Here is a 23013-nt window from a genome sequence, read left to right on the forward strand (position 1 = left end):
ACCCCGCGGAAGGCCATCAGCTGTCAGAGGTGGGGACGGCGATCAGGCGGCGGCGATCCTCTTGCGAGCCTTGCGGATCGCGGCCTCGGTTACTCCGGCCCGCCGAGCGGCTTCGGAGTTGTTCAGGGATAGATCGGCAGCGAACGCGGCGACGTCTGGCTTCGGCTTGGCTGATGCCTCGGCGGAATGTCGCAGCCGCTCGACTTCGGTGGTGATGACTCCTGCCCAGGCCTCAAGGACGGCCAACCGCTTCTCCAGGGCGCGGGATTTGTTGTAAGTCCGCTCCAACTTGGTCCGGCTGTGCGCCAGCACGTCCTCGACGGTGTCTCGGTCGGCATAGACAGGAGCCTCGCCGAGCGCGGTCGCGACACTGCGGCGGATGTCGTGGTTCGTCCACCCCTCCGGCAAGGCATCAACACCGGCCGCCTCGGCGATGGCCGCCGCTTCCTTGTGCATGGAGTCGCCGATCTTCGACCACCCCGACAGCGCCCTCCCCGTCTTGGGCGACGGGCAGAGCAACTCACCCGGCAGAGCGTCGGCGATGACCGCCTGTAGCGCGCTCGACAGCGGAACATGATGCGCGCGGCCTGCCTTCATGCGCTCGGCCGGGATAGTCCAGAGGCGTGCGGTCGTGTCGATCTCTGCTTTCGGCGCCTCGGCGACTTCGCGAAGCCGAAGGCCGGCCAGGATCAGAGCGCGGTACAGTGTCGAGTACGGCCGGCCAAGCCGCTCCGAAGCCAGCCAGACGCAAGCCAGCTGCGGTATCGACAACGTCACCTCGCGCTCGACCTCCCTGTGGACGCGATCGAGTTCCGAGAAGGGATTCGCCGGAACCGCGCGCATCGGGCGCTTGGCGATGAAGGAGCCGAAATGCTTCAGGTACGCGACCACCCGGTTCGCGGTGGTCCCCTTCCCTTCCTTCTTCAGGCGATCGACAAGGGTCTCTGCGTCGTCGATCGTGACCGAGGCGACCGGCAGGGCGAGCCATGCCGCGCAGTGCTTCTTCATGGCTGCGATCCGCAAGGCGCCCGACTTGATCTCAGCGCAGGGGCCGGCCGCGTAGGCGTCCAGGCACTCGCCGAAAGTGATGCCACCGATCCGCTTGGGCTGAGCCGCCGGGGCTTCCGGGGCAGCCTTCGCGGCCCTGATGATGTCGGCGGCCCGGAGGCGTGCGGCATCGAGATCGATGTCATCGACCTTGCCGATCGTGCGGCTGATCTGCGCCGCGCCAGGGGCCGGCCGGAAACGGACCACGTAAGCCTTCGTGCCGTAGGGCTCAATCTGAACGTAGAGCGCCGTCTCACCATCACGGACCCAGGTCCGCTTGTCGGCTGACTTGGCATTGCGGACGGCAGCGGGGGTCAGAGCCTTGGGCATCGGAAATCCTGTTATCATCTGTCATCAATTTGGGGTCTCCACGAGTAGATCGCGAAAAACCCGTCAAATGCTCTACACTGCTAAAATAGCAGAAATCAAGGGTTTTTCTGTTATTTTGACAACTGACAGGCATGAGAACAAGACCGGAACATATCGATTTTTTTGACTTTTAATCATGTGGTCGCGGGTTCGATCCCCGCCCGGCTCACCAACGATAACTCCGCGACCCTCCGATCGGTCACTCGCGATCCGGATAGACGCCCTGCAGCACGGTGTCGAAATGGGCGCGAACGCTGCTATGGCAATGGCAGGCGCGGGCCACCAGCTCATCCCGGTCTTTCACGATCAGGGCTCCCCGCGAGGTGTTGAGCACGCCGTCCGCCTTGAATTTCTGAAGGACGCGGCTCGCATAGCTCCGCCCGACGCCCAGAAGAGATGCCAGTTCCTCATGGGTCAGCGGCACGACGTCTTCGCCCGTGCGATCCATGGACGCCACGATCCACTTGGCCGTTCTCTGCTCGATGGAGTGGATCGCATTGCAGGCGGAGGACTGGAACATCTGCGCCATCAGGCAGTCGGCATAGCGGGCAAACAGCCTGCGAAAGGACGCCGACTGGTCCTTGGCCGCCTGGATGCAACTGACCGTCGCGCGCAGGAATGGGCCGCCGAACTTCACCGTAATCCGGCAGTAGGCGGGCAGATAGCCGGAACTGACGATGCCGCCCACCGCGCCTTCGCGGCCGACCATGACCGTTTCGACATCGCGGCCATCGAAATTGGTCACCAGGTAGGACACAAGACTGGGCCCCAGTGGGAAGTAGACCTGGGCGATATTGTCCCCCGGACGATAGAGCAGATCGCCCGTAATCCGTGTTTCCTTCACAAGGTACGGCTCGATCAGCGCAAAATCCGGATCCCTCAGCGCAGAGAGCAGATTGCTGTTGGGGCGCTCCCTCACTCCTGCAGACATATCGATATTCCCTCCCGATAGCGGACGTTGTGTGCACTAGTGAACAGACGGCGTAACGTGCCTGGGCTATTTAGGTTCCATGGATCGCCGCAGCGGCGGGATCGGAAAGCTCTCGGAAATGGCGCTCGGTGATTGGGTTTCGAAGGCAGGCTCTGCGCGAGGCAACAAGAAGTCACCACGAGAGGCTTGACGGGCTGACGGGACGGTTGTCGGACCCCGTCACATACATGCGCTACTTGCGCATGATGCTGGCCTTCAGGGCGTCGATCGACCCTCACCTTGCACGCCTGCATCCGTTGGATGCGGGACTTGAGCCTGTTCTGCTTCTTTCGGAACTGCGGCTGGACTGCGCCGACCTCGGCAGCGATCCGCAGATATTCGCGATGGCGTGGAACAGCCCAACGACTCGCAGCGGACAGCTCGGCATGATGTATGTTCTCGAAGGCTCCGCGCTGGGTGCGCATGTTCTGATGGCGCAGGCCGAGCAGCTCGGCATGACCGCGACCCGCGGCGCGCGCCATCTCGCAAGACAGATCGCCGACAGGACGCGCTGGCCTGCCTTCTTGCGCGTTTTGGAGGCTTCGGAGCCGTTCTCTCTCAACGAAGCGGTCGATGCGGCGGTGTGCCTGTTCGATGTGGCGATCTCGTCGGCGGGGACTGAGAGCCATGGCGAGTAGCGTGGATCTGACGACCTGCGATCGAGAGCCGATCCATATTCCAGGCAGCATCCAATCCCATGGCGTTCTCATCGCCTGCAGCGGCGGCGACATGCGGGTGCTCCGCTGCTCCGACAATGCCGAGCAGGCGCTCGGCCTTGCGTCCGATCCGATCGGCCAACGCCTGGCGGACCTCGTCGGCGAGGCCCTGGTTCACGACCTGAACAACGCCCTGGCGAAGTCCTCGACGCCGCGCAGACCCTCGCTGATGAGGTCGATCCCGCTCGGGTCGCGCCTCTGGGACATCGCCGTCCACGCGCAGGCCGGGACCGTCATCGTGGAGTTCGAGGCGGCAAGCGCCGACGCACCCGACTCCACGCTCGAAATAGCCAGGGCGCTGATTGCCCGGACGCAATCCCTCGTCGAACCCAAGACCTTAAGCCAGTCGGTGCCGCGCCTGCTGCAGGCGTTGCTCGGCTATGACCGTGTCATGCTCTACGAGTTCGCCGCCGACGACTCGGGAAAGGTGATCGGCGAGGCCAAGGTGCCGCACCTGGAATCGTTTCTCGGCCAGCATTTCCCTGCCGCGGACATCCCGAAACAGGCGCGCGACTTGTACATCAAGAACACGATCCGCGTCATTTCCGACGCCAGCGGCCCGTCGAGCGCCATCCGCCCCGAGCGGGACGCCTCCGGCGAACCGCTCGACCTTTCCTATGCGCACTTGCGCAGCGTTTCCCCGATCCACCTCGAATATCTGCGCAACATGGGCGTCGGAGCCTCGATGTCCATCTCGATCATCGTCAATGGCCGGCTGTGGGGGCTGCTCGCCTGCCATCACTATGCGCCGAAGGTCCTGACCATGGCGCAGCGGACGGCGGCCGAGCTCTATGGCGATTTTCTATCCCTGCACCTGACGGCGATGCATCACCGGCGGCGCGCGGAGGCGAGCATTCGAGCCCGTGTCCTGCTCGACAAGATGCTCGCGGAGATGTCGTTCCAACACGATGTCGAGCAGTTTCTTCGGCAATCGCTGCCCACGATCTCGACGCTCGTGGCGTGCGACGGCGTCGGGCTGTGGCTGAACGGCGTGTGGACGCCATACGGGTCCACGCCGCCGGCGGCCGTCATGCCGCGGCTTGCGAAGGTCATGTCCGGGCTCGCCCAAAACGCGGTCATGGCCACGCACGCCCTGTTCGACCTCATGCCCAACGCCATGGCGTTCGTCGCCGAAGCCGCCGGCGCGCTCGTCGTCCCGCTGTCCCAATTGCCGCGCGACTATCTTTTCTTCTTCCGCAAGGAAAAGATCCAAACGCTCGAGTGGGGCGGCGACCCCAACAAGACCTATGCGAGCGGCCCGATGGGCGACCGGCTGAGCCCACGCAAGAGCTTTGCGGTGTGGAAGGAGATCGTCAAAGGTCAGTCGGACCCATGGTCGGAAGACGACCGCACCACCGCCGAGGCTCTGCTGACCGGGCTGCGGGAGGTCATCCTGCGCCATACCGAAGTATTGGCCGCGGAGCGCAAGCGGGCCGAGGTGCGCCAACGTATCCTCAACGACGAACTCAATCACCGCGTGAAGAATATCCTCGCGCTGATCAAATCCTTGGTCAACCAGAAGCCGGACGACCGCGAGACGCTTGAAGGGTTCATGGGCAGCCTCCGCGGGCGCATTCTTGCCCTGTCCAATGCGCACGATCAGGTGGTTCGCTCCGAGGGCGGCGGCAGCTTGCGTCAGCTTCTCATGGCCGAGCTGTCGCCCTACGATGCCAACCAGATTGTGCTGGATGGCCCCGATGTCGGCCTCGATTCGCGGGCCTATTCGGTCATGGCGCTGGTGCTGCACGAACTCGCCACCAATGCCGCCAAATATGGCGCCCTCAGCGTCGTCGGCGGAAAGCTCGAAATCGGATTTGCCGCCGAGGAGGATGGCAGTTGCACCATCCGCTGGGTCGAGAGCGGCGGCCCCCGGGTCCGGTCTCCGACCCGGAAGGGATTCGGCTCCGTCCTGCTCGATCGGAGTGTTCCATTCGATCTCAACGGCACGAGCGAGGTCGTCTACGGCGAGAGCGGGGTGTCGGCCAAGATCAACATTCCGGCCCGCTTTCTGATGGAACACCTGCCGGCCCGTGAGCCGGGCGCGGTCGAGCGACAGCCGAGTGCCGATGCGATCGATTTCCCGAGGTCGAGCGCCCTCCTGGTCGAGGATCAACTGGTGATCGCCCTGGATGTCGAAGAGATGCTTCGGGGGATCGGCGTCGAGACCTCCGTGACCGTCGCCACCGCCCAGGACGCCCTGAAGGCGATCACCCATTCGGCGCCCGATTTCGCCATCCTGGACGTGAATCTCGGCCACGGAACGTCCCTGTCTGTCGCCGAGGAACTGATCCGGCTCAAGGTGCCGTTCATCTTCGCCACCGGCTACGGCGACTCGACCATGATTCCGGCAGCGATGGGTGCCGTGCCGATCCTGAGAAAGCCCTATACGGAAGACTGCCTGAGAGAGGCGCTGCGACGCGTCGTCGGAACGGACGCCAGGGTCGGCGTCGACCCGGCGCCCTGACCTTCCTCCGAAGCCGGTCGCCGCGTTGAATTCTTGCCGCATGGCTCGGCATTGCACGGCCGATACGGATCGATTGCGGCGATCGGTGCCGGCGGTTCGCCATTGCCGGCGGCCATGCGCCACAGTGGACGATGCCCGATCTGCGCCTGGATGGCGCACTAGAATCCGCGGACGCGCGGCGATCGCCGTGATCCATGCATCGCCGGGTTGCCGTGGGTCGCGGCGGGCTGGCGCCCGGTCGACGGCGAGTCCAGACCGACTTCCGGCCTTGCTTCCGCGGGAGCGGCCCGCCCCGAAACCTCAGCCCGGCCGGCTGATGGCGGACGACGAGAAATGTACCGGCTTTCCGAACGCCACAATTCTTGCAGCAGCCCGTTCGCATTTTCGGGTGAAAGCGCCGGCGGATCGAAGCTCGGTGTCGACCCGAAACGGATGAACAGCTCCTGAAACTCCGGCGTCGGAGCCGCGAACGCCAGCAGCCAGCTGGGGAACCGTCGCTCAGAGACATAGGTCAGCGATAACAGCGTCACATCGCGTTGCCTTGCGTCGATGAACATTTCCCCGAGCCTGGCCGACAAAGCGGTCCGCGGACCTTCGACCGCGTAGAGGAAATATCGTTCGTCGAAAAGCAAGGTTCCGGTCAGACCGGGCGCGCTGCACTCTCGCACTATCGCTTGAACGGTCTGAGAAACCTGACTCGGCTGCGTCACGTTTGAGCTGTAGAAGACGAGGCGGGCAAGGTTCATAGGATAGGGTGGTCTCTCATTCTTTCTCCAGCATTCGTAACGCTACGACATGCGCGCCGGTTCCACGACGTAGGATGCATTTCATAAAAATAAATTGAACAAAAATTTACCTTTATCCTAGCCATCTCGACCGCAAGACGTAACGCCCGCGAAGTTCGACCGATTGTGGATATCTTTTTCGGTCGCCGAATACGGCCTATAAGCTGCGCTTCTGGCGGCAATGATGTCGGTCTGCAGGTGAGGCACGGGTTCATTCGGAATGGCAGGGCAATCACGCACATCCCGTTCGGACAACGAACCCTGGCGCATCGGGTTGCTGTTTTCGCGCTCCGGCATCATGGAACTGGTCGAGACCGAGCATTTCCGCGGCAGCGCGCTGGCGGTGGAGGAGATCAACCTGGCCGGCGGCGTGCTCGGGCGCGACATCGAGCCGGTCTGCTACGATCCGGCGACCAGCCCCGATCTCTACCGGCGCTTCGCCGAGCGGCTGATCGTCGAGGACGGCGTCTCGACCATCTTCGGCTGCTGCCTGTCCTCCGAGCGCAAGGCCATCCTGCCGATCGTCGAGCGGCGCAACGCGTTGCTCTGGTATCCGTCGCTCTACGAGGGCTTCGAATACTCGCCCAACGTGATCTATACAGGAGCGACGCCGAACCAGAATTCGATCCAGCTGGCCCAGTATCTCTTCGCCCATTATGGCAAGAGCCTCTATCTGGTCGGCTCGGACTACATCTACCCGCGCGAATCGAACCGGGTCATGCGCGAATTCGTCGAGCGCGAGGGCGGCACCATCGCGGCCGAGCGCTACCTGCCGATGGAGCCGGGCGAGGAGCAGCTGCGCCGGGTCGTCGACGACATCCGCCGGACCCGGCCGGCGGCGGTCTTCTCGACCGTGGTCGGCCGCGGCAGCCGCGAGTTCTACCGCCTGTTCCACGCCGCCGGGCTCGATCCGGCGACCATGCCGATCGCCAGCCTGACCATGGCGGAGGGCGAGATCCAGGCGATCGGGCCGGAGCTCTGCGTCGGCCACCTGACCTCGGCGCCCTATTTCTCCAGCCTCGACACGCCCGCGAGCCGGCGCTTCGTCGCCGCCTATCGCAGCCGCTTCGGCGCCGGGTCGGCCGTGACCATGTATGCCGAGGCGGCCTATTTCCAGATCCACCTGTTCGCCCGCTCCCTCGCCCGGGCCGGCTCGCTCGACACCCAGCGCCTGGTCGATGCCGCGCTCGGGCTGGAGATCGAGGCGCCGCAGGGCGCCGTGATGATCGACGCCGACAACCAGCATGCCTGGGTCCGCCCGCGCATCGGCAAGGCCACGGCCGAGGGCGAATTCGCCGTCGTCTGGGAGGCGCGCCAGCCGATCAAGCCGGACCCCTACCTCGTCAACCACGCCTATGACGACGCCTGGACGGAGTGAGCGGGTCATGAGCACCAACGCCCTCATCCAGAACCTGCGCAACACGCGCGTCGTCGTGATCCACCCGCCCGACCGCGACGGCGAGGATCTCGTCCGCCAACTGCGCCGCATCGGCGTGCAGACGAGCACGCAATGGCCGCCGGCCGCGCAGCTGCCGGGGCCGGTCGACGCGATCTTCTTCCTGCTCGACGGCGATCTGAAGAAGTCCATGCCCTGGCGCACCGGCGATCAGCCGGCGGCGATCGCCATCGTCGAGTACGAAAACCCGACCATCCTCAAGGCGCTGATCGATTCCAACGCCCATGCGGTACTGGTCCGGCCGATCCGCCCGTCCGGCGTGCTGTCGACGCTCCTCTTGGCGCTGTCGCAGAAGGGCTACGAGACCCGCCTCAATGCCAAGGTCGCCAAGCTTGAGGAGACGCTGAAGACCCGGCGCGAGATCGAGAAGGCGACCCGCATCCTGATGGGCCTGAAGAACATCTCCGAGAACGACGCCTACCAGCTGATCCGCCGCCAGGCGACCGCCAAGCGCGTCTCGATCAGCGTGATCGCCTCCTCGATCATCCGCGCCACCGAGATGCTCGACGGCCTGCGGCTCGACGGCGACGGCTGACCGGAGCGGCCGTCCCCGACGGCTCGATCTGCCGACCAGATGGGCAGTTGCTGCCGAAGATTACGGCAGATTATTTTCCGTCCACGTCCGTATTGACAGCGACGGCATCCTGTTGTTCCATCGTTGCCGACCCGCTCAGTCGGGCCACGCGGCAGCGTTGCCGCTCCATATAAAAGCTATGCAGCTCTCGCAGCGCACCTGACGGTGCCGGCGGGAGCTTTTTTGTTTTCCGGTTCCGCGTCCTTGCGACGACGGGCCAAGGAGAAGGCTTGTCTCATGGACAAGAGCAGCGCGATTACGATCGCCTGTATTCAGATGGAACCGTCCTTCGGCGACACCGCGGCCAATGTCGAGGCCTCGGTCCGGCGCATCGGCGAGGCGGCCGACAACGGCGCGCGGCTGATCGTGCTGCCGGAACTCGCCAATACCGGCTATGTCTTCGCCACCCGCGAGGAAGCCTTCGCGCTGGCCGAGGCGGTGCCGGACGGGCCGAGCAGCCGGCGCTGGATGGAGGTGGCCGCCGCGCGCAACCTCTACATCGTCGCCGGCATCACCGAGCGCGACGGCCAGTCGCTCTACAATTCCGCGGTGGTGATCGGCCCTTCCGGCCATATCGGCACCTACCGCAAGATGCATCTCTGGGGCCAGGAGAACCTGTTCTTCGAGCCCGGCGACCGCGGCTTCCCGGTCTTCGCCACGCCGATCGGCCGGATCGGCGTCGCCATCTGCTATGACGGCTGGTTCCCGGAAACCTTCCGCCTCCAGGCGCTGCAGGGCGCCGACATCGTCTGCGTGCCGACCAACTGGGTGCCGATCCCCGGCCAGGCGCCGGACCGGGAGGCGATGGCCAATATCCTGGTCATGGCGGCCGCCCATTCCAACTCGATCTTCATCGCCGCCGCCGACCGGGTCGGCACCGAACGCGGCCAGCCCTTCGTCGGGCAGAGCCTGATCGCGAGCTACACCGGCTGGCCGGCGGCCGGCCCGGCGAGCCGCGACCGCGAGGAGATCATCTATGCCGAGGTCGATCTCGGCGAGGCGCGACGCAAGCGGAACTGGAACGATTTCAACCAGATCCTGCGAGATCGCCGCACGGACGTCTATGCCGAGATGCTCGGCTCGACGGTTCCGCGCGGCTGGTACTGACCCCCCGAGACGCAGAACGGAGACCTTCCGATGACCCATCCCCATCCCCGGACGATCGGCGGCCTCGTGCTCGCCGCCTGCCTGCTCGCCTCCCCGGCGCTCGCCGCCGACACCATCACGATCGGCATCCCGGTCGGCCTGTCCGGCGCCAACAGCGTCGTGGCGCCGTCGGTGGTGCAGTCCGCCGAACTGGCGGTCGAGGAGATCAACGCCAAGGGCGGCATCCTCGGCAAGAAGGTCAAGCTCGAGGTCGCCGATGACGGCTCGGGCGCGGCCGGCGCGCAGAAGGCCTTCGACAGCCTGATCTTCCAGAAGAAGGTCGACGTGCTGATCTCGATGGAGACCTCGGCCGCCCGCAATGCCGGCCTGCCGATCGTCGCCCGCGGCAAGACCCCCTACATCTACACCTCCTTCTACGAAGGCCGCTCCTGCAGCCCGTATCTGTTCGTCAATGCCTGGGTGCCCGACCAGCAGGTGGCGCCGATCATCGACTATTTCATGAAGGAGAAGAGCGCCAAGACCTTCTTCCTGGTCGGCAGCGACTATGCCTTCGGCCGCGGCATGTTGGCCTTCACCAAGAGCTACATCGAGAAGAAGGGCGGCAAGGTGATCGGCGACGAATATGCGCCGATGGATGCCACCGACTGGACCGCGATCATCAGCAAGATCAAGGCGAGCAATCCGGACGCGCTGGTCACTTCGACGGCCGGCGGCGCGCCGAACGTCACCCTGACCAAGCAGCTGCGCGCGGCCGGCATCAAGGCGCCCTACGGCAATCTCGCCGTCGACGAGGGCACCGCCAAGGCGATGGGGCCGGATGCCGAGGGCATCTACATCTCCGGCTCCTACCTGACCAACATCGACAGCGCCGCCAACAAGACCTTCCTGGCCTCGATGGACAAGAAGTTCGGCTCCAACCTGAAGACCCCGAACGACCTGTCGGTGCCGCAATACGAGGCGGTCTACGCCTACAAGGCCGCCGTCGAGAAGGCGGGCTCGACCGATGCCGCCGCCGTTCTGAAGGCGCTGGCGGAAGTGTCGGTCGACGGCCCGCGCGGCAAGATCACCATGAGCAAGCAGCGTCATGCGCCGCTGACCATGTATCTCGGCCAGGTCCAGGCCGACGGCGGCATCAAGCTCCTGTCGACCTTCAAGGATGTCGACCCCGGCGAACAGTGCCCGAACCTGAAGTGAGGGCCTGACGGGTTCGCGCGCCGCGGGTCCCGCCGCGGCGCGCGACTCCTGCTGCCGGCCATCGGCCGGATGCGGCGCGCGACCCTTGCTGCCGGCCCTCCCCCGGATCAGGCTGGGGCCGGATCAGGCTGGAGCGCGGCGACGCCCCGAAGAGAAGGCAAACCGACCGGATGACCGCACTTCTGCTCGATGTCGTGACCACCGCCGCGATCCTGTTCGCGGTCGCCTCCGGGCTGCTCTTGGTCTTCGGCGTCATGAAGATCATCAACTTCGCCCATGGCGGCCTGATCACGCTCGGCGGCTACGCGGCGCTGATCACCACCCAGCTCGGCCTCAATCCCTGGTTCGGCATTCCGATGGCGGCCCTGTTCGGTGCCGTCGCCGGCACGCTGATCGAGCGCGTCGTGGTGCGCCCGCTCTATGCCCGGCCGCTCGACGCGATCCTCGCCACCTGGGGCCTCGGCATCATCATCGGCCAGACCATCGTGCTGGTCTTCGGCCGCGAGGTGCAGTTCGCCGCCGCCCCGCTCGGCGGCACGATCGACCTCCTCGGCGAGAGCTATTCGCTCTACCGCATCGTCATGGTGCCGATCGCCATCCTGCTCGGCCTCGGCATCGCGCTCCTGCTGAACGGCACCCGGCTCGGCCTGGCCACGCGCGCGGTGATCATGAACGAGGACCTGGCGCGCGGCCTCGGCATCGATTCGACCTGGGTCCGCTTCGTCACCTTCGCGCTCGGCTCGGCGCTCGCGGCAGTCGCCGGCGCGCTGATCACGCCGCTGTCGAGCGTCGATCCGAACATGGGCGTGCCGTGGCTCGTCAACGCCTTCATGCTGGTCCTGGTCTCCGGCACCTCGCTCGCCAGCCTCGCCGCCGCCTGCCTGGTGCTCGGCGGTGCGCAGGTGATCGTGTCGAGCCTCTACAGCCCCGTCCTCGGCGGCATCACGATCGCGCTCTTGGCGGCGATCATCCTCCGCACCCGTCCGCAAGGCTTCGCCCGTGGCTGAACGTCCCATTCTCCTCGCCGCCGGCATGGCCGCGCTGGCCATCGCCGCCTTTGCGGGCGCGACACAGATCCTCGACACCTATTCGATGAACGTGCTGGTGCGCTCGCTGCTCTATGCGATGGTCGCGCTGACGGTCGACATCCTGTGGGGCTATCTCGGCATCCTGACCTTCGGCCAGTCGACCTTCTTCGGCATCGGCGCCTATGCGGCCGGACTGGTCTTCATGCATGTCGGCTTCTCGCCCGGCACAGCCGTCCTCGCCCTGGCGGCCGGCATCGCGATCGCCGTCCTGGTCGCCGCCGTCGTCGCCTGGCTCGCCTTCTGGCACGGCGCCAGCGAACTCTATGCCTCGGTCATCACCCTGGTGCTGCCGATCGTCGCCACGCAGGTGATCTTCTCCGGCGGCACCTGGACCGGATCGAGCAGCGGCCTGTCCGGCTTCGAGACCTTCGATCTCTCGATCGAGGCCTGGTTCGTGCTCGCCGGATCGCTGCTGGCCGTGGCGACGGCGGCCGCCTGGGTGGTCATGGCAAGCGATGCCGGCCGGCTGATCGTCGCGATCCGCGAGAACGAGCAGCGCTGCAAGTATCTCGGCATCGGCACGGCGCGGCTGAAGAGCATCGCCTTCCTGGTATCCGCAGCGCTGGCGGCGGTCGCCGGCTATGTCTTCGCCGGTTACGCTGCCGTGGTCGCACCCGAGCTGGTCGGCTTCGTGTTCGGCACCGAACTGGTCATCTGGGTCGCGCTCGGCGGCCGCGGCACCCTGCTCGGCCCGGTCATCGGCACCGTGCTGGTCGACTACGAGAGCGCGCAGCTCTCCGGCGACTATCCCTTCGTCTGGAAGCTGATCATCGGCCTCGTCTTCGTCGCCGTCATCGTCGCCCTGCCGCGCGGCTTTCTGCCGATCCTCGGCGACGGCCTGAAGCGGCTCGGCCGCTGGGTCGGGCTCGGCGGCAAGACGACGGCCCGGACCGCCACCCTCGTGACGGCCGCCCGCCGCACCGTCGCGACCGCCTCCGACGGCCCGGCCATCCGTATCCGGGGCGTGGCGAAGCATTTCGGCAGCCTGCCGGTGCTGCGCGGCATCGATTTCGAGGCGCGGGCCGGAGAACTCGTCAGCCTGGTCGGCCCGAACGGGGCCGGCAAGACCACGCTGATGCGCTGCATCGCGGACGGCTCGGAGCGCTCGGGCGGCACGATCGAGATCGGCGGCGTCTCGATCGGCCGGCTGCCGCCGGAGCGCTGCGTCGCGCTCGGCATCGGCCGCAAGTTCCAGATGGCCAATGTCTTCGACAGCCTGACGGTCGCCGAATGCCTGCAGATCGCCCGCACGCGGATCGACCGGCCGTCGCTCGTCAGGCGCTCGACCGAGCTTGCCCTGCCCGGCCCGGCCGCCCGCGTCGTCGCCACGACCGGCCTCGACCAGCGGCTCGCCACCCCGGCGCGGCTCCTGTCGCACGGCCAGAAACAGGCGCTCGAACTCGCCATGGTGCTGGCGCTCGAACCGAAGGTGCTGCTGCTCGACGAGCCGACCGCCGGTCTCTCCAAGGCCGAGCGGATGCTGATCGGCGGCATCCTGACCGATCTCGCCACGCAAGAGCGGCTGTGCATCCTGCTGGTCGAGCACGATCTCGACTTCGTCCGCGAGATTTCCTCGCGCGTCGTGGTGCTGCATCAGGGCCGCCTGGTGCTCGACGGCACCGTCGAGGAGGTGGTCGGATCGGAGACGGTCAAGCAGATCTATGCCGGCGCCGGCCATCACGGCGCCCCCGCGGAGGCCGCCCGATGACGCCCGCCCTCCACATCGACGCGATCTCGGCCGGCTATGGCGAGGCGGTCGTGCTGCGCGAGATCGCGCTCACCGTCGCCCCCGGCGAAATCCTGGCCGTGCTCGGCAAGAACGGCACCGGCAAGTCGACGCTGCTGAAAAGCATCATGGGCTACCTGCCCAAGCTCGCCGGTCGGATCGCGATCGGCGGCGCGGACGTGACGCGCGAGGCGCCGCACCGGATCGCGCGGCGCGGCGTCGCCTATGTGGCGCAGGAGAAGTCGCTGTTCCAGGACCTGTCGGTCGAGGAGAATATCCGCCTCGCGCTCGCCTCCGACCGCGACTGGCCGAAGGCCCGGGCGGCGGTCGAGCGCTCCTTCCCGTTCCTGCTCGAACGCATCCGCCAGCGCGCCGGCACGCTCAGCGGCGGCGAGCAGAAGATGCTTCTGATGGCCCGCTCGCTCGCCGCCGACCCGAAGCTCCTGCTGGTCGACGAGATCACGGAAGGCTTGCAGCCTTCGGTGATCGAACGGCTCGGCGGCGTGCTGCGCGCCGAACGCGGCCGCAGCGCAGCCGGCATCCTGCTGGTCGAGCAGCATATCCCCTTCGCGCTCGCGGTCGCGGACCGCTTCGTCGTGATGGACCGCGGCGAGATCGTCGATGCCGGCGCAGCCGGCGCGCCCGGCGCGGCGGCCGAGATCGCGCGCCATCTCAGTCTGTGAGGGGACCCGAAGGATGGAACTGAACACCTTCTCGATCGTCGCGCGCTGTGCGGCGGCCGGCCATCTCGGCGTCGCGGTCGCGACCGCCGTGCCGGCGGTCGGGTCGATGTGCCCGTTCACGATGGCCGCCACCGGCGCGGTCTCGACCCAGTCCTGGGTCAATCCCTACCTAGCGCTGGCCGTGCTCGACCGGCTTGCCGGCGGCGAAGACGCCGAGGCCGCGCTCGCGGCGGTGCTGGCCGAGGACGAGGCGGCGGACCTGCGCCAGATCGGCGTGGTCGACGGCGCCGGACGCGCGAGCGCCTGGACCGGCGCCGCCTGCACGCCCTGGGCCGGGCATATCGTGGGTGAGGATTTCGCCGTCCAGGGCAACATGCTGACCGGGCCGGAGGTGATCGACGCCATGGCGGCGGCCTTCCGCGCGTCCGCGGGGGAGGCGCTCGACGAACGGCTGATGCGCGCGCTGGAGGCCGGCGACGCCGCCGGCGGCGACCGGCGCGGCAAGCAGTCCGCAGCGCTCAGGGTCCATGGGCCGGAAGCCTATCCGCTGCTCGACATCCGCGCCGACGAGCACCCGCACCCGGTCGGCGAACTGCGCCGCATCCTCGGCATCGCGCGCCTGCAGCTGATGCCCTTCGTCGCCCATATGCCGAAACGCGGCCAGCCGGCCGGCCCGCAGCCGGCCGCGGTCACCGACGTGCTGGCCCTCGCCCCGCCCGATCGCCCCGGCGGCGGCGGCGCCTATCCGGCGCGCTGACGCGCCTTGCCGCGTTGCACCCAGGCCTCCCGCCGGCGCCCGTACACGGGGCAGGACTCGACGCAAAAAAGGGGCGACCGATGGCCGCCCCTCGCCTTCAAATGGGTCGGTCGGGCCGCGCCGGCCCGCGCCCTCAGACCCGCTCGCCGATCCGGATCGGCTCGGCGCCGGCGACATTCACGATCGGCGACTGCCGGCGCACGGTCAGCTTGTTGAGGGCCGACACATAGGCCTTGGCCGAGGCGACCAGCGTGTCGACATCGGCGCCGCGGCCGGTGGCGATGCGGCCGTTCTCCTCCAGGCGCACGGAGACCTCGGCCTGGGCGTCGGTGCCCTCGGTGACGGCATGGACCTGGTAGAGCGACAGCTTGGCCTGGTGCGGCCAGATCGACGTGATGGCGTTGAAGGTGGCGTCGACCGGGCCGGTGCCGTTGGCCTCCTTGGTGACGTGGGTGCCGTTCACGTCCATGGTGATGATCGCCTTCTGCGGCCCGCCCGTGCCCGCGATGACGGTCAGCGCCATCACCTTGACGGATTCGCCCGCGCTGGAGATCTCGTCCTCGACCAGCGCCTCGATATCCTCGTCGTAGACATGCTTCTTGCGGTCGGCCAGGTCCTTGAAGCGGCGGAAGGCATCCTCGAAGGCGTTGTCGCCCAGTTCGAAGCCGAGCTCCTTCAGCTTCTCCTTGAAGGCATGGCGGCCGGAATGCTTGCCCATCACCAGGTTGGTGGCGCGCACGCCGACATCCTCGGGGCGCATGATCTCGTAGGTCTCGTTGTTCTTGAGCATGCCGTCCTGATGGATGCCGCTCTCATGCGCGAAGGCGTTCTTGCCGACGATCGCCTTGTTGTACTGGACCGCGAAACCGGACACGGCCGAGACCAACCGCGAGGCCTGCACCAGCATCGGCGTCTTGACGCCGGTGACGTAGGGCAGACGGTCGGCGCGGGTGCGGATGGCCATGACGACCTCCTCCAGCGACGCGTTGCCGGCGCGCTCGCCGAGGCCGTTGATGGTGCATTCGATCTGCCGCGCGCCGCCGCGCAGGGCGGCCAGCGAGTTGGCGGTGGCCAGGCCGAGATCGTCGTGGCAATGGGCCGAGAAGATCGCCTTGTCGGCGCCCGGCACGCGCTCGATCACCTGCCGGAACATCGCCTCATATTCCTCGGGCGTGGCATAGCCGACCGTGTCGGGCAGGTTGATGGTGGTCGCGCCGCAGCGGATCGCGGCCTCGACGCAGCGGCAGAGATCGTCGATCGGCGTGCGGGTCGCGTCCATCGCCGACCACTCGACATCCTCGACCAGGCCGCGCGCCTGGGCGACGGTGGCGTTGATGATCTCGATCACCTGATCGAGCGACTTGTTCATCTGGTACTTCAGATGGATCGGCGAGGTCGACACGAAGGTGTGGATGCGCGGGCGCCTGGCGTGGCGCACGGCCTCGCCGCAGCGGGCGATATCGGCCGGGATGGCGCGGGCGAGACCGGCAATGACCGCGTTCTGGGTGTTGCGGGCGATCTCGCTGACCGCCTCGAAATCACCGATCGAGGCGATCGGGAAGCCGGCCTCGATGATGTCGACACCCATCGCGTCGAGCAGTTCGGCGACCTGCAGCTTCTCGTCATAGGTCATCGAGGCGCCGGCCGACTGTTCGCCGTCGCGCAACGTGGTGTCGAAGATGATGACGCGGTCGCGGGCGGAAGCGGATACGGCGTCGGCGGAGCTGGTCTGGGCGTTCATGGGCTTCCTCTCGGGTGTTTCCGGGCGCTCCGGACGGGCTCTCGGCCGTCGTCCATCGGCGCCGATGATTCGGTGCCTGGTCGGTTGCGCATCCCCTGAGTACCCGGCCACGAAGGGCCAGCCGGCGCTCAGGGGCCGGTAAGGAGAAGAAGCGAGGACAGAAGCAGAGCGGCCGGCCGCGGCGCGGGAACGCACAGACGCACGGCAGCGGCGACCGGAGCGGTCGCATCGTGCGGTGTCGTGGCGTTCGCGATCGTCATCACGCGGTCGTTCGGTTCCGGTCCCAGGGCCGGCCTCATGCCGGCGCCCGCGCGCAGTCTGCGCGGGATCGATTTCGAATAGCTTTACGCAGCCCGCTTGGCAAGAGGCCCTGGCCGAATGGGCCACGCGTCGTTGCCCCGGCGGGGGGCACCGGGCCGCCGGCCGCAGCGTGCCGCGGCCGGTCCCGGTGCCTCTCCGGCCTCAGGCGACCGGGACGGTGCCGAGATCGTCCAGATCGCCGGAATAGCGGAACTTGTCCGGATTGTTCGGGTCGTAGATGTTGGTCGGCATGTTGACGAAGCAGGCCGTCGCGCCATTGTTGATCACCGCGTGGGCGACATAGGGCGGAATGCGCAGGCGGGTCGGATTGGCCTCCCCGGCCTCCAGCACCATGCGGGCGCCGCGCGTCGGCGAATTCTCGCGGATATCGACCAAATGGATCTCGAACCGGCCCATCGTGAAGGCGAGCCGGTCGTGCTGCCATTTGTGATAGACCCAGCCGCGCCGGCTGCCGGCCTCGGCGATCACCTGGTAGACATGCACGATCGGCTCGATCGGCTCGTCGCGGGTGGTGATCAGTTCGATCAGCCGGCCGCGGCCGTCGGCGTTCGGCTCCAGCCGCTCGATCACGACGCCGTCGATCGACACGCCATCCGTCACCCGCGCCGATCTGCCGATCGGGCGCGGCGCGTCCTGCACGAATTCCAAAGCCATTCCGTCGCCCTCCGTCCAGGTGCGCAGATCGGGCCGGAACGCCCGGACCGCATTGGGGATCATGGACCGGCAGACCCGCAAGATATCCGCCGAGCCGCGACACCTAACGCATTTCCCGCACGGGTGGAACATCGACTTGCCGGCATTCCGATCCGGTGTGGAAGAGCAGCCCTGCGGTTGCGTGATGGCGCCACGGCCCGGTTCCGCAGCCCGGCCGGATGATCTAGGGTCCCGGCGCCCCGCGGAGACCGCCATGCGCTTCCTCGTCATCATCCCGACCTTCGATCACGGCCGGACCATCGAATTCGCCATCCGCAGCATTCTGCACCAGTCGCACCGCAATCTGGAATTGGCGGTGATCGCCGACGGGTCGCCGCCGCACACGCATGACCTCGTCCGCCACTTCGCCGCCAAGGACGCCCGCGTCAGACTGCATGTCTTCCCCAAGGGCGCCGGCAACGGCGATGCCTGGCGTCACGAGATTCTGTCCGCAGCCCAGGCCGATGCGGTCGCCTATTGCGGCGACGACGACATCTGGGGACCGCAGCATCTGAAGGCGCTCGCCGGCCTGCTGCGCGACGCCGATTTCGCCCATACCCGGCATGTCATGATCGCCCCGAACCTGGCGATCCGGGCGATCGACGAGACGCCGGCCGATGCGGCGGTGCGGCGGCGGATGATCGACGAGCTCTGGAACTGCTTCGGCCCGACCTGTGCCGGCCATCGGCTCGATGCCTACAGGCGCCTGCCCGACGGCTGGAGTCCCGGACCGCCCGGCGTCGCCTCCGACCTCAACATGTGGCGCAAGTTCCTGAGCCAGGATTGGGTGCGGGTCGCGAGTTCGAAGGCCGCGACGACCCTGAAGCTGGCCAGTCCGGAGCGCAGCGGCTGGGACGAAACGCGGCGCACGCAGGAATCCCGGCTCGTCCACGACCTGTTCCTGGACCGGGCCATGTGGCGCGCCCTCGCCGAGACCCTGCCGGACGGCCACGTCCCCGTGCCGCTGCCGACGGTGGTCAATCGCGCGCTCGAGATCGCACGCGGCCGGCCAAGCGGTCACGGGTCGGGCGGTCGCGGGCCGGGCACGAAGCGACCCGGAGCCTGGTCGCCGGCCGCGCTGTGGCGCCGCCTGACCGGGCGCCGCTGAGGCCCGGGAGGCCCGCCCAGCGCGACCGGGGCTCCGGATGCGGCAGCCGGCCTGCCGGCCCGGGGCAGAGACCCGGACGGCCTGTCACGGGTCTGTCGCACGGCCCGGCTACCAGGGCGGCAGCTTTCCCGGAAGGACGATCCCGCCATGCGTCTCGCGCTCTCCCTCGCCCTCACGCTTGCCGTCGCCGTGCCCGCCGCCCAAGGCGCCGAGGTCGGCGGCCCGCGCGCCTTCGCCTTCATGGCGCTCGGCGACATGCCCTACAAGCTGCCCGACGACTATGCCCGCTTCGACGCCCTGATCGCCAAGATCAACAAGGCGAAGCCGGAATTCTCGATCCATGTCGGCGACATCAAGTCCGGCTCGACGCCCTGCACCGACGAGAATTTCCAGAAGGTCAAGGACCAGTTCGCCACCTTCGAGCAGCCGCTGGTCTATGCCATCGGCGACAACGAGTGGACCGACTGCCACCGCGAGCGCGCCGGCAAGTTCAAGCCGACCGAGCGGCTGACCAAGGTCCGGCAGATGTTCTTCGACGGCAAGCCGCTCGCCAAGGCCGCCATCGCGGTCGAACGTCAGGCCGAGGTGATGCCGGAGATGAAGGCGACCGACGGCTCGGGCTTCGTCGAGAATGCGCGCTGGGTCAAGAACGGCGTTCTGTTCGCGGCCGTCCACGTGCCGGGCTCGAACAACAATTTCGAGCCGCGCGACCTCGACACCGTCAACGAGTATTTCGCCCGCAACAAGGCCAACGTGGCCTGGCTCGACGCCGCCTTCGCCAAGGCCAAGGCCGACAATCTCTCCGCCATGGTGATCGCCTGGCAGGCCGATGTCTGGGACATCAAGCAGAGCGAGCCGGCCGTTCCGGTCGCCTCGGGCTTCGTCGACACCATCAAGGCGGTCGAGCGCGGCGCGCGGGCTTTCGGCAAGCCGGTGCTGGTGATCAACGGCGACAACCACATCTTCCTGGTCACGCCCTTCTACGGCACCGACCTGAAGCCGGTGCCGAACGTCACCCGCCTGCAGGTGATGGGCGAGGCGATCGTCGGCGCCGTCCGGGTCGTGGTCGACCCGGACAATGTCGAAGCCCCGTTCGCCTTCCAGCCGATCAACGAGCCGCCGAAGGCCGCCAACTGAGACCGTGCGTGGGCGGCGCGGGACGGCTCACGCCTCCAGCGTCCCCTGCATGACCCGGACCGCGTGGCCGCCGATGCGGCCCGCGGTCACCTTCGACCCGCCGACCTCGATCTCCAGATCGATCAGGCTCGGCCGGCCCATCTCGAAGCCCTGCTCGATGCGATACCGGTAGGTGCCGTCGGGCAGGTCGTCGAAATGGTTGATGACGCCGGTCATCGCGGCGACCGCCGATCCGGTCGCCGGATCCTCGAGAATGCCGGCTCCGGGCGCGAACATCCGCGCGTGGAAGCTCGAATCGTGGAAGAGCGTCTCGCGGCAATAGAGATAGACCCACGGACAGGTGCCGAAGGCCGCCGCCCAGCCGGCCGCATCCGGCTTCGCCTTGCGCATGGCCGCGACGCCGGCGACGGGCACGAAGGCGAAGGGATGGTTACCGGCGCCCCAGACGCTCGGCACATGGTTCTCGAAGCCGACCTCACCGGGCAATAGGCCGAGCGCGAGCGCGATCTCGGTCTTGACGCCGAGTTCCAGGGCGTCGGCCTCGGGCAGGCGCGGCATGTCGAATTCGGCATAGGCCGGCGCGTCGGGCTTCAGCCGGACGGCCGCCCGGACCAGCCCGACCTCTTCCTCCAGCGCCAGCACCGCGTCGATGCCGTCCGGCATGCTGGCGAAGCGCTGGCTCGCCAGCAGGCAGGCCGTGCCGACCGTCGGATGGCCGGCGAAGGCCAGTTCGCGCGTCGGCGTGAAGATGCGCAGCCGCGCACTGTGGGCCGGGTTGTCGGCCGGCAGCACGAACACCGTCTCCGACAGGTTGAACTCCCCGGCGATCCGCTGCATCGCCGCCGTGTCGAGCCCGTCGGCGTCGAGCACCACGGCGAGCGGATTGCCCTCCAGGGGGCGGCTGGTGAACACGTCGAGGACGGCGTAGCGGCGCTCGGCCATGAGGGGGGATTCTCCTGATTGCGACACGAGCCCCGATAGGGCCCGGACCGGGGCGCGGGTGCAAGCCCGGCCTCTACGGATATCGGTCCGCCAGATGGTCCAGCAACCGGTTGACGTAGAGCGCCGAGGCGGCCGGGTCGAGCCGCTCGCCGAAGGCCGGGAAGACCAGCCGATCGAGTTCCCGCTCCGGATCGGCCGCCATATGGGGCATGGCGGCGGCCTCGATCGCCGCCGCGGTCATCGGCGCCTCGATCAGCGTCACGACGGCATGGCGGTTCGGCCCGGAATCGACCACCAGCCAGCCGGGCGCGCGCGGCCAGCCGGAGGCGTCGAAGCCGATCTCCTCGGCGATCTCGCGCAGGATGTTGGCGAGCGGATCGAGCCGCACCTGCCCGTCCGGCCCGGCGACCAGATCGTGCGGATCGAAGGATCCGGACGGCGGATAGAGACGCCCGCCATTGGCGGTGTGCGGCGACATGCGGCCGACCACCAGGCGGCGGTCGGCGGTCAGGATCGCGCCGACGGGGAAGACATGCCGGAAGCGCGGGTTCGGCGGGTCGACGGCGCGCCAGTCCATGTAGCTGGCGAAATCCGTCTGCGCGCCCTCGCCCGCAAAGACGGCGGCGCCGGCGCGGGTCTCGAAACCGGCCCGCTCGAACAGGAAGAACGGCCCGTTCCAGACCTCCGGCTTGGCGGCGAGCGTTTCCGCCCAGCGCGCCGCGATGCGGTCCGCATCCTCGGGCGCGAAGCCGAGCCGGCCCGGCCGGATGACCAGATCGACCGCCTCGACCCGAACGACGGGGGCGTCCATCGCCGCCAGCGTCACGCCGGGCTCCGGCCGTCGTCGGGGATTTCGAGCTCGATCACGACCGGGCAATGGTCGGACGCCTTCGGCCGGTCGAAGCCGACGCGCGGATAGCGCTCGAACGGGGTTCCGTCCGGATTGCGCGCGCGCACCGGCACTCGGTAGGGCAGCCCGCGGCGCACGATCTCCGGCTTGGCGCGCGGGTTGGCGGCGGCGAGCGCCGGCGAGGCGAAGATGTAGTCGAGCTGCGACAGCTCCTTGCCCTCGCCCCACCAATGCGTCCAGCGCTCCTCCCAGGGCAGCCGCTCGATCAGATTGATGGCGAAGCGATCCGCGAAGAAGGCATCGAGCCCGGACGCCTCGGCCTTGGCCGGCGTCCAGTCCGGCGGTCCCTGGCGCGTCTGCCGGACCGCGATCTTCTCGCGATAGTCGTTCATGTCGCCGCAGATCAGCCAGTTGCAGAAGCGGGCGCGCTGGTCGTATTTGCGCTCGATGATCCGGCGCACGGCGCGCGCCTCGGCGCGCCGGATCGCCATGGTCCGGTCGCGGTCGCCGCCCATCGATTTCAGATGGCAGACGAAGATGTCGAGCACCTTGCCGGCGATCTCGACCTCCACCTCCAGGCAGTCGCGCCGGAAGATGCGGTCGTCCTCGGTATGGCCGCCGCGGCGCAGATCGTCGTTGAAGAGGTTGAGGTCGCGGTAGCTCAGCGTCGCGTGGCTCTTGACCTTGATCGGATAGCCGCGCCGCGCCATCACGGCGACATCGATGCCGCGGCTGTCGTTGCCCTGCAGCAGCGCGAATTCCTCGTAGGGCTCGTCGATCGCCTTGCGGAGATAGCGGTCGTGGAAGTAGCGCAGGGCACGCAGATCGTCGACCTCCTGCAGGCAGACAATGTCGGCATCGAGATCGCGGATCGCCTGCGCGGTCATCTGGCGCTGGTCGTCGGAGATGCCGATCTGCACCGCCCGCTCGATCAGCCGCCCCTCGGCCTCGTTGGCATGATCGTAGAGCCCCACCGCCGCATCCGGAATCCAGGCTCCGGTATGCCGGTCGCGCTCGGCCGTATGCCGCCGCATCAGGTTCTCGACATTGAAGGTGGCGATGCGGATGGGCATGGCTGAGGCGGACCTGCTCGGTTGCCCGTCAAGAGAACGGATTGAACATGGGAACACAGAAGGCTGTTTAGCCCCCGAGATCGGGCATCGCACGTCCCGTCAAAGCCCTTCGATCGGGCAGATCCAGTTTGAAGCGCGGCTCGGGTGCGAGCAGCAACCTGATGGCCACATCCGAGGCCGCTTCATGGAGAGCGGGACATTTCTGAACGGGC

Annotated in this window: 20 protein-coding genes; 12 read left to right on the forward strand and 8 right to left on the reverse strand. The window is 67.6% G+C overall.

What is annotated here, in order from left to right; all coding sequences use genetic code 11:
- Positions 1 to 42: 42 nt before the first annotated feature.
- Together ABB55_RS03320 and ABB55_RS03325 are read right to left on the reverse strand one after the other, a co-directional pair.
- A complete protein-coding gene (locus ABB55_RS03320) occupies positions 43 to 1377 on the reverse strand; it encodes a tyrosine-type recombinase/integrase (RefSeq protein ID WP_054357539.1) in 1335 nt (444 codons plus the stop codon).
- Positions 1378 to 1615: 238 nt separating this feature from the next.
- On the reverse strand, positions 1616 to 2347 hold the full coding sequence (locus ABB55_RS03325) for a Crp/Fnr family transcriptional regulator (protein ID WP_054357540.1): 732 nt from the start codon (positions 2345 to 2347) through the stop codon (positions 1616 to 1618).
- A 227-nt stretch (positions 2348 to 2574) separates the two neighbouring features.
- On the opposite strand from ABB55_RS03325, the gene ABB55_RS03330 reads away from it, so the two are divergent.
- Both ABB55_RS03330 and ABB55_RS03335 read left to right on the forward strand, forming a co-directional pair.
- Entirely contained in the window at positions 2575 to 3024 is a 450-nt protein-coding gene (locus tag ABB55_RS03330) for a biliverdin-producing heme oxygenase (RefSeq protein WP_152981908.1), read from the forward strand.
- Positions 3014 to 5566 carry an HWE histidine kinase domain-containing protein gene (locus ABB55_RS03335; RefSeq protein WP_054357542.1) on the forward strand — a complete coding sequence of 851 codons (2553 nt, stop codon included), beginning with the start codon at positions 3014 to 3016 and terminating at the stop codon, positions 5564 to 5566. The genes ABB55_RS03330 and ABB55_RS03335 overlap by 11 nt, the downstream gene beginning before the upstream one ends.
- 158 nt (positions 5567 to 5724) lie before the next feature.
- On the opposite strand, the gene ABB55_RS28670 is transcribed toward ABB55_RS03335, so the two are convergent.
- Complete coding sequence (locus ABB55_RS28670; protein WP_083463313.1) at positions 5725 to 6312, reverse strand: BLUF domain-containing protein; 588 nt, start codon at positions 6310 to 6312, stop codon at positions 5725 to 5727.
- Between the two features lie 259 nt (positions 6313 to 6571).
- Here ABB55_RS28670 and ABB55_RS03340 point away from each other — a divergent pair, with 259 nt between their 5' ends.
- From ABB55_RS03340 to ABB55_RS03375, 8 genes are all read left to right on the forward strand, one after another.
- Positions 6572 to 7729 carry a transporter substrate-binding domain-containing protein gene (locus ABB55_RS03340; RefSeq protein ID WP_054357543.1) on the forward strand — a complete coding sequence of 386 codons (1158 nt, stop codon included), beginning with the start codon at positions 6572 to 6574 and terminating at the stop codon, positions 7727 to 7729.
- 7 nt (positions 7730 to 7736) lie between these two features.
- Positions 7737 to 8342: an ANTAR domain-containing response regulator gene (locus ABB55_RS03345; RefSeq protein WP_054357544.1), complete on the forward strand. Its 606-nt coding sequence runs from the start codon at positions 7737 to 7739 to the stop codon at positions 8340 to 8342.
- A gap of 276 nt (positions 8343 to 8618) precedes the next feature.
- Positions 8619 to 9488, forward strand: a complete 870-nt coding sequence (locus tag ABB55_RS03350) for a nitrilase family protein (RefSeq protein WP_054357545.1) — start codon at positions 8619 to 8621, stop codon at positions 9486 to 9488.
- 30 nt (positions 9489 to 9518) lie between these two features.
- Positions 9519 to 10682 carry a substrate-binding protein gene (locus tag ABB55_RS03355; protein WP_054357546.1) on the forward strand — a complete coding sequence of 388 codons (1164 nt, stop codon included), beginning with the start codon at positions 9519 to 9521 and terminating at the stop codon, positions 10680 to 10682.
- A 170-nt stretch (positions 10683 to 10852) separates the two neighbouring features.
- Complete coding sequence (locus ABB55_RS03360; RefSeq protein ID WP_054357547.1) at positions 10853 to 11689, forward strand: branched-chain amino acid ABC transporter permease; 837 nt, start codon at positions 10853 to 10855, stop codon at positions 11687 to 11689.
- Between the two features lie 25 nt (positions 11690 to 11714).
- Positions 11715 to 13478, forward strand: coding sequence for a branched-chain amino acid ABC transporter ATP-binding protein/permease (locus ABB55_RS03365; RefSeq protein ID WP_054357548.1), 1764 nt, complete (start codon positions 11715 to 11717; stop codon positions 13476 to 13478).
- Entirely contained in the window at positions 13475 to 14179 is a 705-nt protein-coding gene (locus ABB55_RS03370; RefSeq protein ID WP_054357549.1) for an ABC transporter ATP-binding protein, read from the forward strand. The genes ABB55_RS03365 and ABB55_RS03370 overlap by 4 nt, the downstream gene beginning before the upstream one ends.
- 13 nt (positions 14180 to 14192) lie before the next feature.
- The gene (locus tag ABB55_RS03375) at positions 14193 to 14936 is read left to right on the forward strand and encodes a DUF1028 domain-containing protein (protein ID WP_054357550.1); all 744 of its coding nucleotides are present in this window, start codon (positions 14193 to 14195) and stop codon (positions 14934 to 14936) included.
- A 133-nt stretch (positions 14937 to 15069) separates the two neighbouring features.
- Here ABB55_RS03375 and ABB55_RS03380 read toward each other — a convergent pair whose 3' ends face one another.
- Positions 15070 to 16677, reverse strand: a complete 1608-nt coding sequence (locus tag ABB55_RS03380) for a 2-isopropylmalate synthase (RefSeq protein WP_054357551.1) — start codon at positions 16675 to 16677, stop codon at positions 15070 to 15072.
- 462 nt (positions 16678 to 17139) lie between these two features.
- On the reverse strand, positions 17140 to 17652 hold the full coding sequence (locus ABB55_RS03385; RefSeq protein ID WP_054361812.1) for a dTDP-4-dehydrorhamnose 3,5-epimerase family protein: 513 nt from the start codon (positions 17650 to 17652) through the stop codon (positions 17140 to 17142).
- 253 nt (positions 17653 to 17905) lie between these two features.
- On the opposite strand from ABB55_RS03385, the gene ABB55_RS03390 reads away from it, so the two are divergent.
- Complete coding sequence (locus tag ABB55_RS03390; protein WP_054357552.1) at positions 17906 to 18799, forward strand: glycosyltransferase family 2 protein; 894 nt, start codon at positions 17906 to 17908, stop codon at positions 18797 to 18799.
- Between the two features lie 147 nt (positions 18800 to 18946).
- Positions 18947 to 19936 (forward strand): hypothetical protein, encoded by a 990-nt coding sequence (locus tag ABB55_RS03395; RefSeq protein WP_054357553.1) that lies wholly within the window; start codon positions 18947 to 18949, stop codon positions 19934 to 19936.
- Positions 19937 to 19963: 27 nt separating this feature from the next.
- On the opposite strand, the gene ABB55_RS03400 is transcribed toward ABB55_RS03395, so the two are convergent.
- The 3 genes from ABB55_RS03400 to ABB55_RS03410 all read right to left on the reverse strand — a co-directional run bounded on the left by ABB55_RS03400 (position 19964) and on the right by ABB55_RS03410 (position 22801).
- Positions 19964 to 20878 (reverse strand): PhzF family phenazine biosynthesis protein, encoded by a 915-nt coding sequence (locus ABB55_RS03400; protein ID WP_054357554.1) that lies wholly within the window; start codon positions 20876 to 20878, stop codon positions 19964 to 19966.
- Positions 20879 to 20951: 73 nt separating this feature from the next.
- Positions 20952 to 21704, reverse strand: a complete 753-nt coding sequence (locus ABB55_RS03405; RefSeq protein WP_054357555.1) for a hypothetical protein — start codon at positions 21702 to 21704, stop codon at positions 20952 to 20954.
- Positions 21701 to 22801 (reverse strand): endonuclease/exonuclease/phosphatase family protein, encoded by a 1101-nt coding sequence (locus ABB55_RS03410; RefSeq protein ID WP_054357556.1) that lies wholly within the window; start codon positions 22799 to 22801, stop codon positions 21701 to 21703. Before ABB55_RS03410 ends, ABB55_RS03405 begins: the two co-directional genes overlap by 4 nt.
- Between the last annotated feature and the right edge of the window lie 212 nt (positions 22802 to 23013).

Source organism: Prosthecodimorpha hirschii, from assembly GCF_001305515.1.
GTDB classification, from domain to species: Bacteria; Pseudomonadota; Alphaproteobacteria; order Rhizobiales; family Ancalomicrobiaceae; genus Prosthecodimorpha; species Prosthecodimorpha hirschii.

Excerpts from the sequence above, each read along its gene's own strand:
- ABB55_RS03320 (WP_054357539.1), bottom strand. The coding sequence starts at position 1,377 with ATGCCCAAGGCTCTGACCCCCGCTGCCGTCCGCAATGCCAAGTCAGCC.
- ABB55_RS03325 (WP_054357540.1), bottom strand. The coding sequence starts at position 2,347 with ATGTCTGCAGGAGTGAGGGAGCGCCCCAACAGCAATCTGCTCTCTGCG.
- ABB55_RS03330 (WP_152981908.1), top strand. The coding sequence starts at position 2,575 with ATGCGCTACTTGCGCATGATGCTGGCCTTCAGGGCGTCGATCGACCCT.
- ABB55_RS03335 (WP_054357542.1), top strand. The coding sequence starts at position 3,014 with ATGGCGAGTAGCGTGGATCTGACGACCTGCGATCGAGAGCCGATCCAT.
- ABB55_RS28670 (WP_083463313.1), bottom strand. The coding sequence starts at position 6,312 with ATGAACCTTGCCCGCCTCGTCTTCTACAGCTCAAACGTGACGCAGCCG.
- ABB55_RS03340 (WP_054357543.1), top strand. The coding sequence starts at position 6,572 with ATGGCAGGGCAATCACGCACATCCCGTTCGGACAACGAACCCTGGCGC.
- ABB55_RS03345 (WP_054357544.1), top strand. The coding sequence starts at position 7,737 with ATGAGCACCAACGCCCTCATCCAGAACCTGCGCAACACGCGCGTCGTC.
- ABB55_RS03350 (WP_054357545.1), top strand. The coding sequence starts at position 8,619 with ATGGACAAGAGCAGCGCGATTACGATCGCCTGTATTCAGATGGAACCG.
- ABB55_RS03355 (WP_054357546.1), top strand. The coding sequence starts at position 9,519 with ATGACCCATCCCCATCCCCGGACGATCGGCGGCCTCGTGCTCGCCGCC.
- ABB55_RS03360 (WP_054357547.1), top strand. The coding sequence starts at position 10,853 with ATGACCGCACTTCTGCTCGATGTCGTGACCACCGCCGCGATCCTGTTC.
- ABB55_RS03365 (WP_054357548.1), top strand. The coding sequence starts at position 11,715 with ATGGCCGCGCTGGCCATCGCCGCCTTTGCGGGCGCGACACAGATCCTC.
- ABB55_RS03370 (WP_054357549.1), top strand. The coding sequence starts at position 13,475 with ATGACGCCCGCCCTCCACATCGACGCGATCTCGGCCGGCTATGGCGAG.
- ABB55_RS03375 (WP_054357550.1), top strand. The coding sequence starts at position 14,193 with ATGGAACTGAACACCTTCTCGATCGTCGCGCGCTGTGCGGCGGCCGGC.
- ABB55_RS03380 (WP_054357551.1), bottom strand. The coding sequence starts at position 16,677 with ATGAACGCCCAGACCAGCTCCGCCGACGCCGTATCCGCTTCCGCCCGC.
- ABB55_RS03385 (WP_054361812.1), bottom strand. The coding sequence starts at position 17,652 with ATGGCTTTGGAATTCGTGCAGGACGCGCCGCGCCCGATCGGCAGATCG.
- ABB55_RS03390 (WP_054357552.1), top strand. The coding sequence starts at position 17,906 with ATGCGCTTCCTCGTCATCATCCCGACCTTCGATCACGGCCGGACCATC.
- ABB55_RS03395 (WP_054357553.1), top strand. The coding sequence starts at position 18,947 with ATGCGTCTCGCGCTCTCCCTCGCCCTCACGCTTGCCGTCGCCGTGCCC.
- ABB55_RS03400 (WP_054357554.1), bottom strand. The coding sequence starts at position 20,878 with ATGGCCGAGCGCCGCTACGCCGTCCTCGACGTGTTCACCAGCCGCCCC.
- ABB55_RS03410 (WP_054357556.1), bottom strand. The coding sequence starts at position 22,801 with ATGCCCATCCGCATCGCCACCTTCAATGTCGAGAACCTGATGCGGCGG.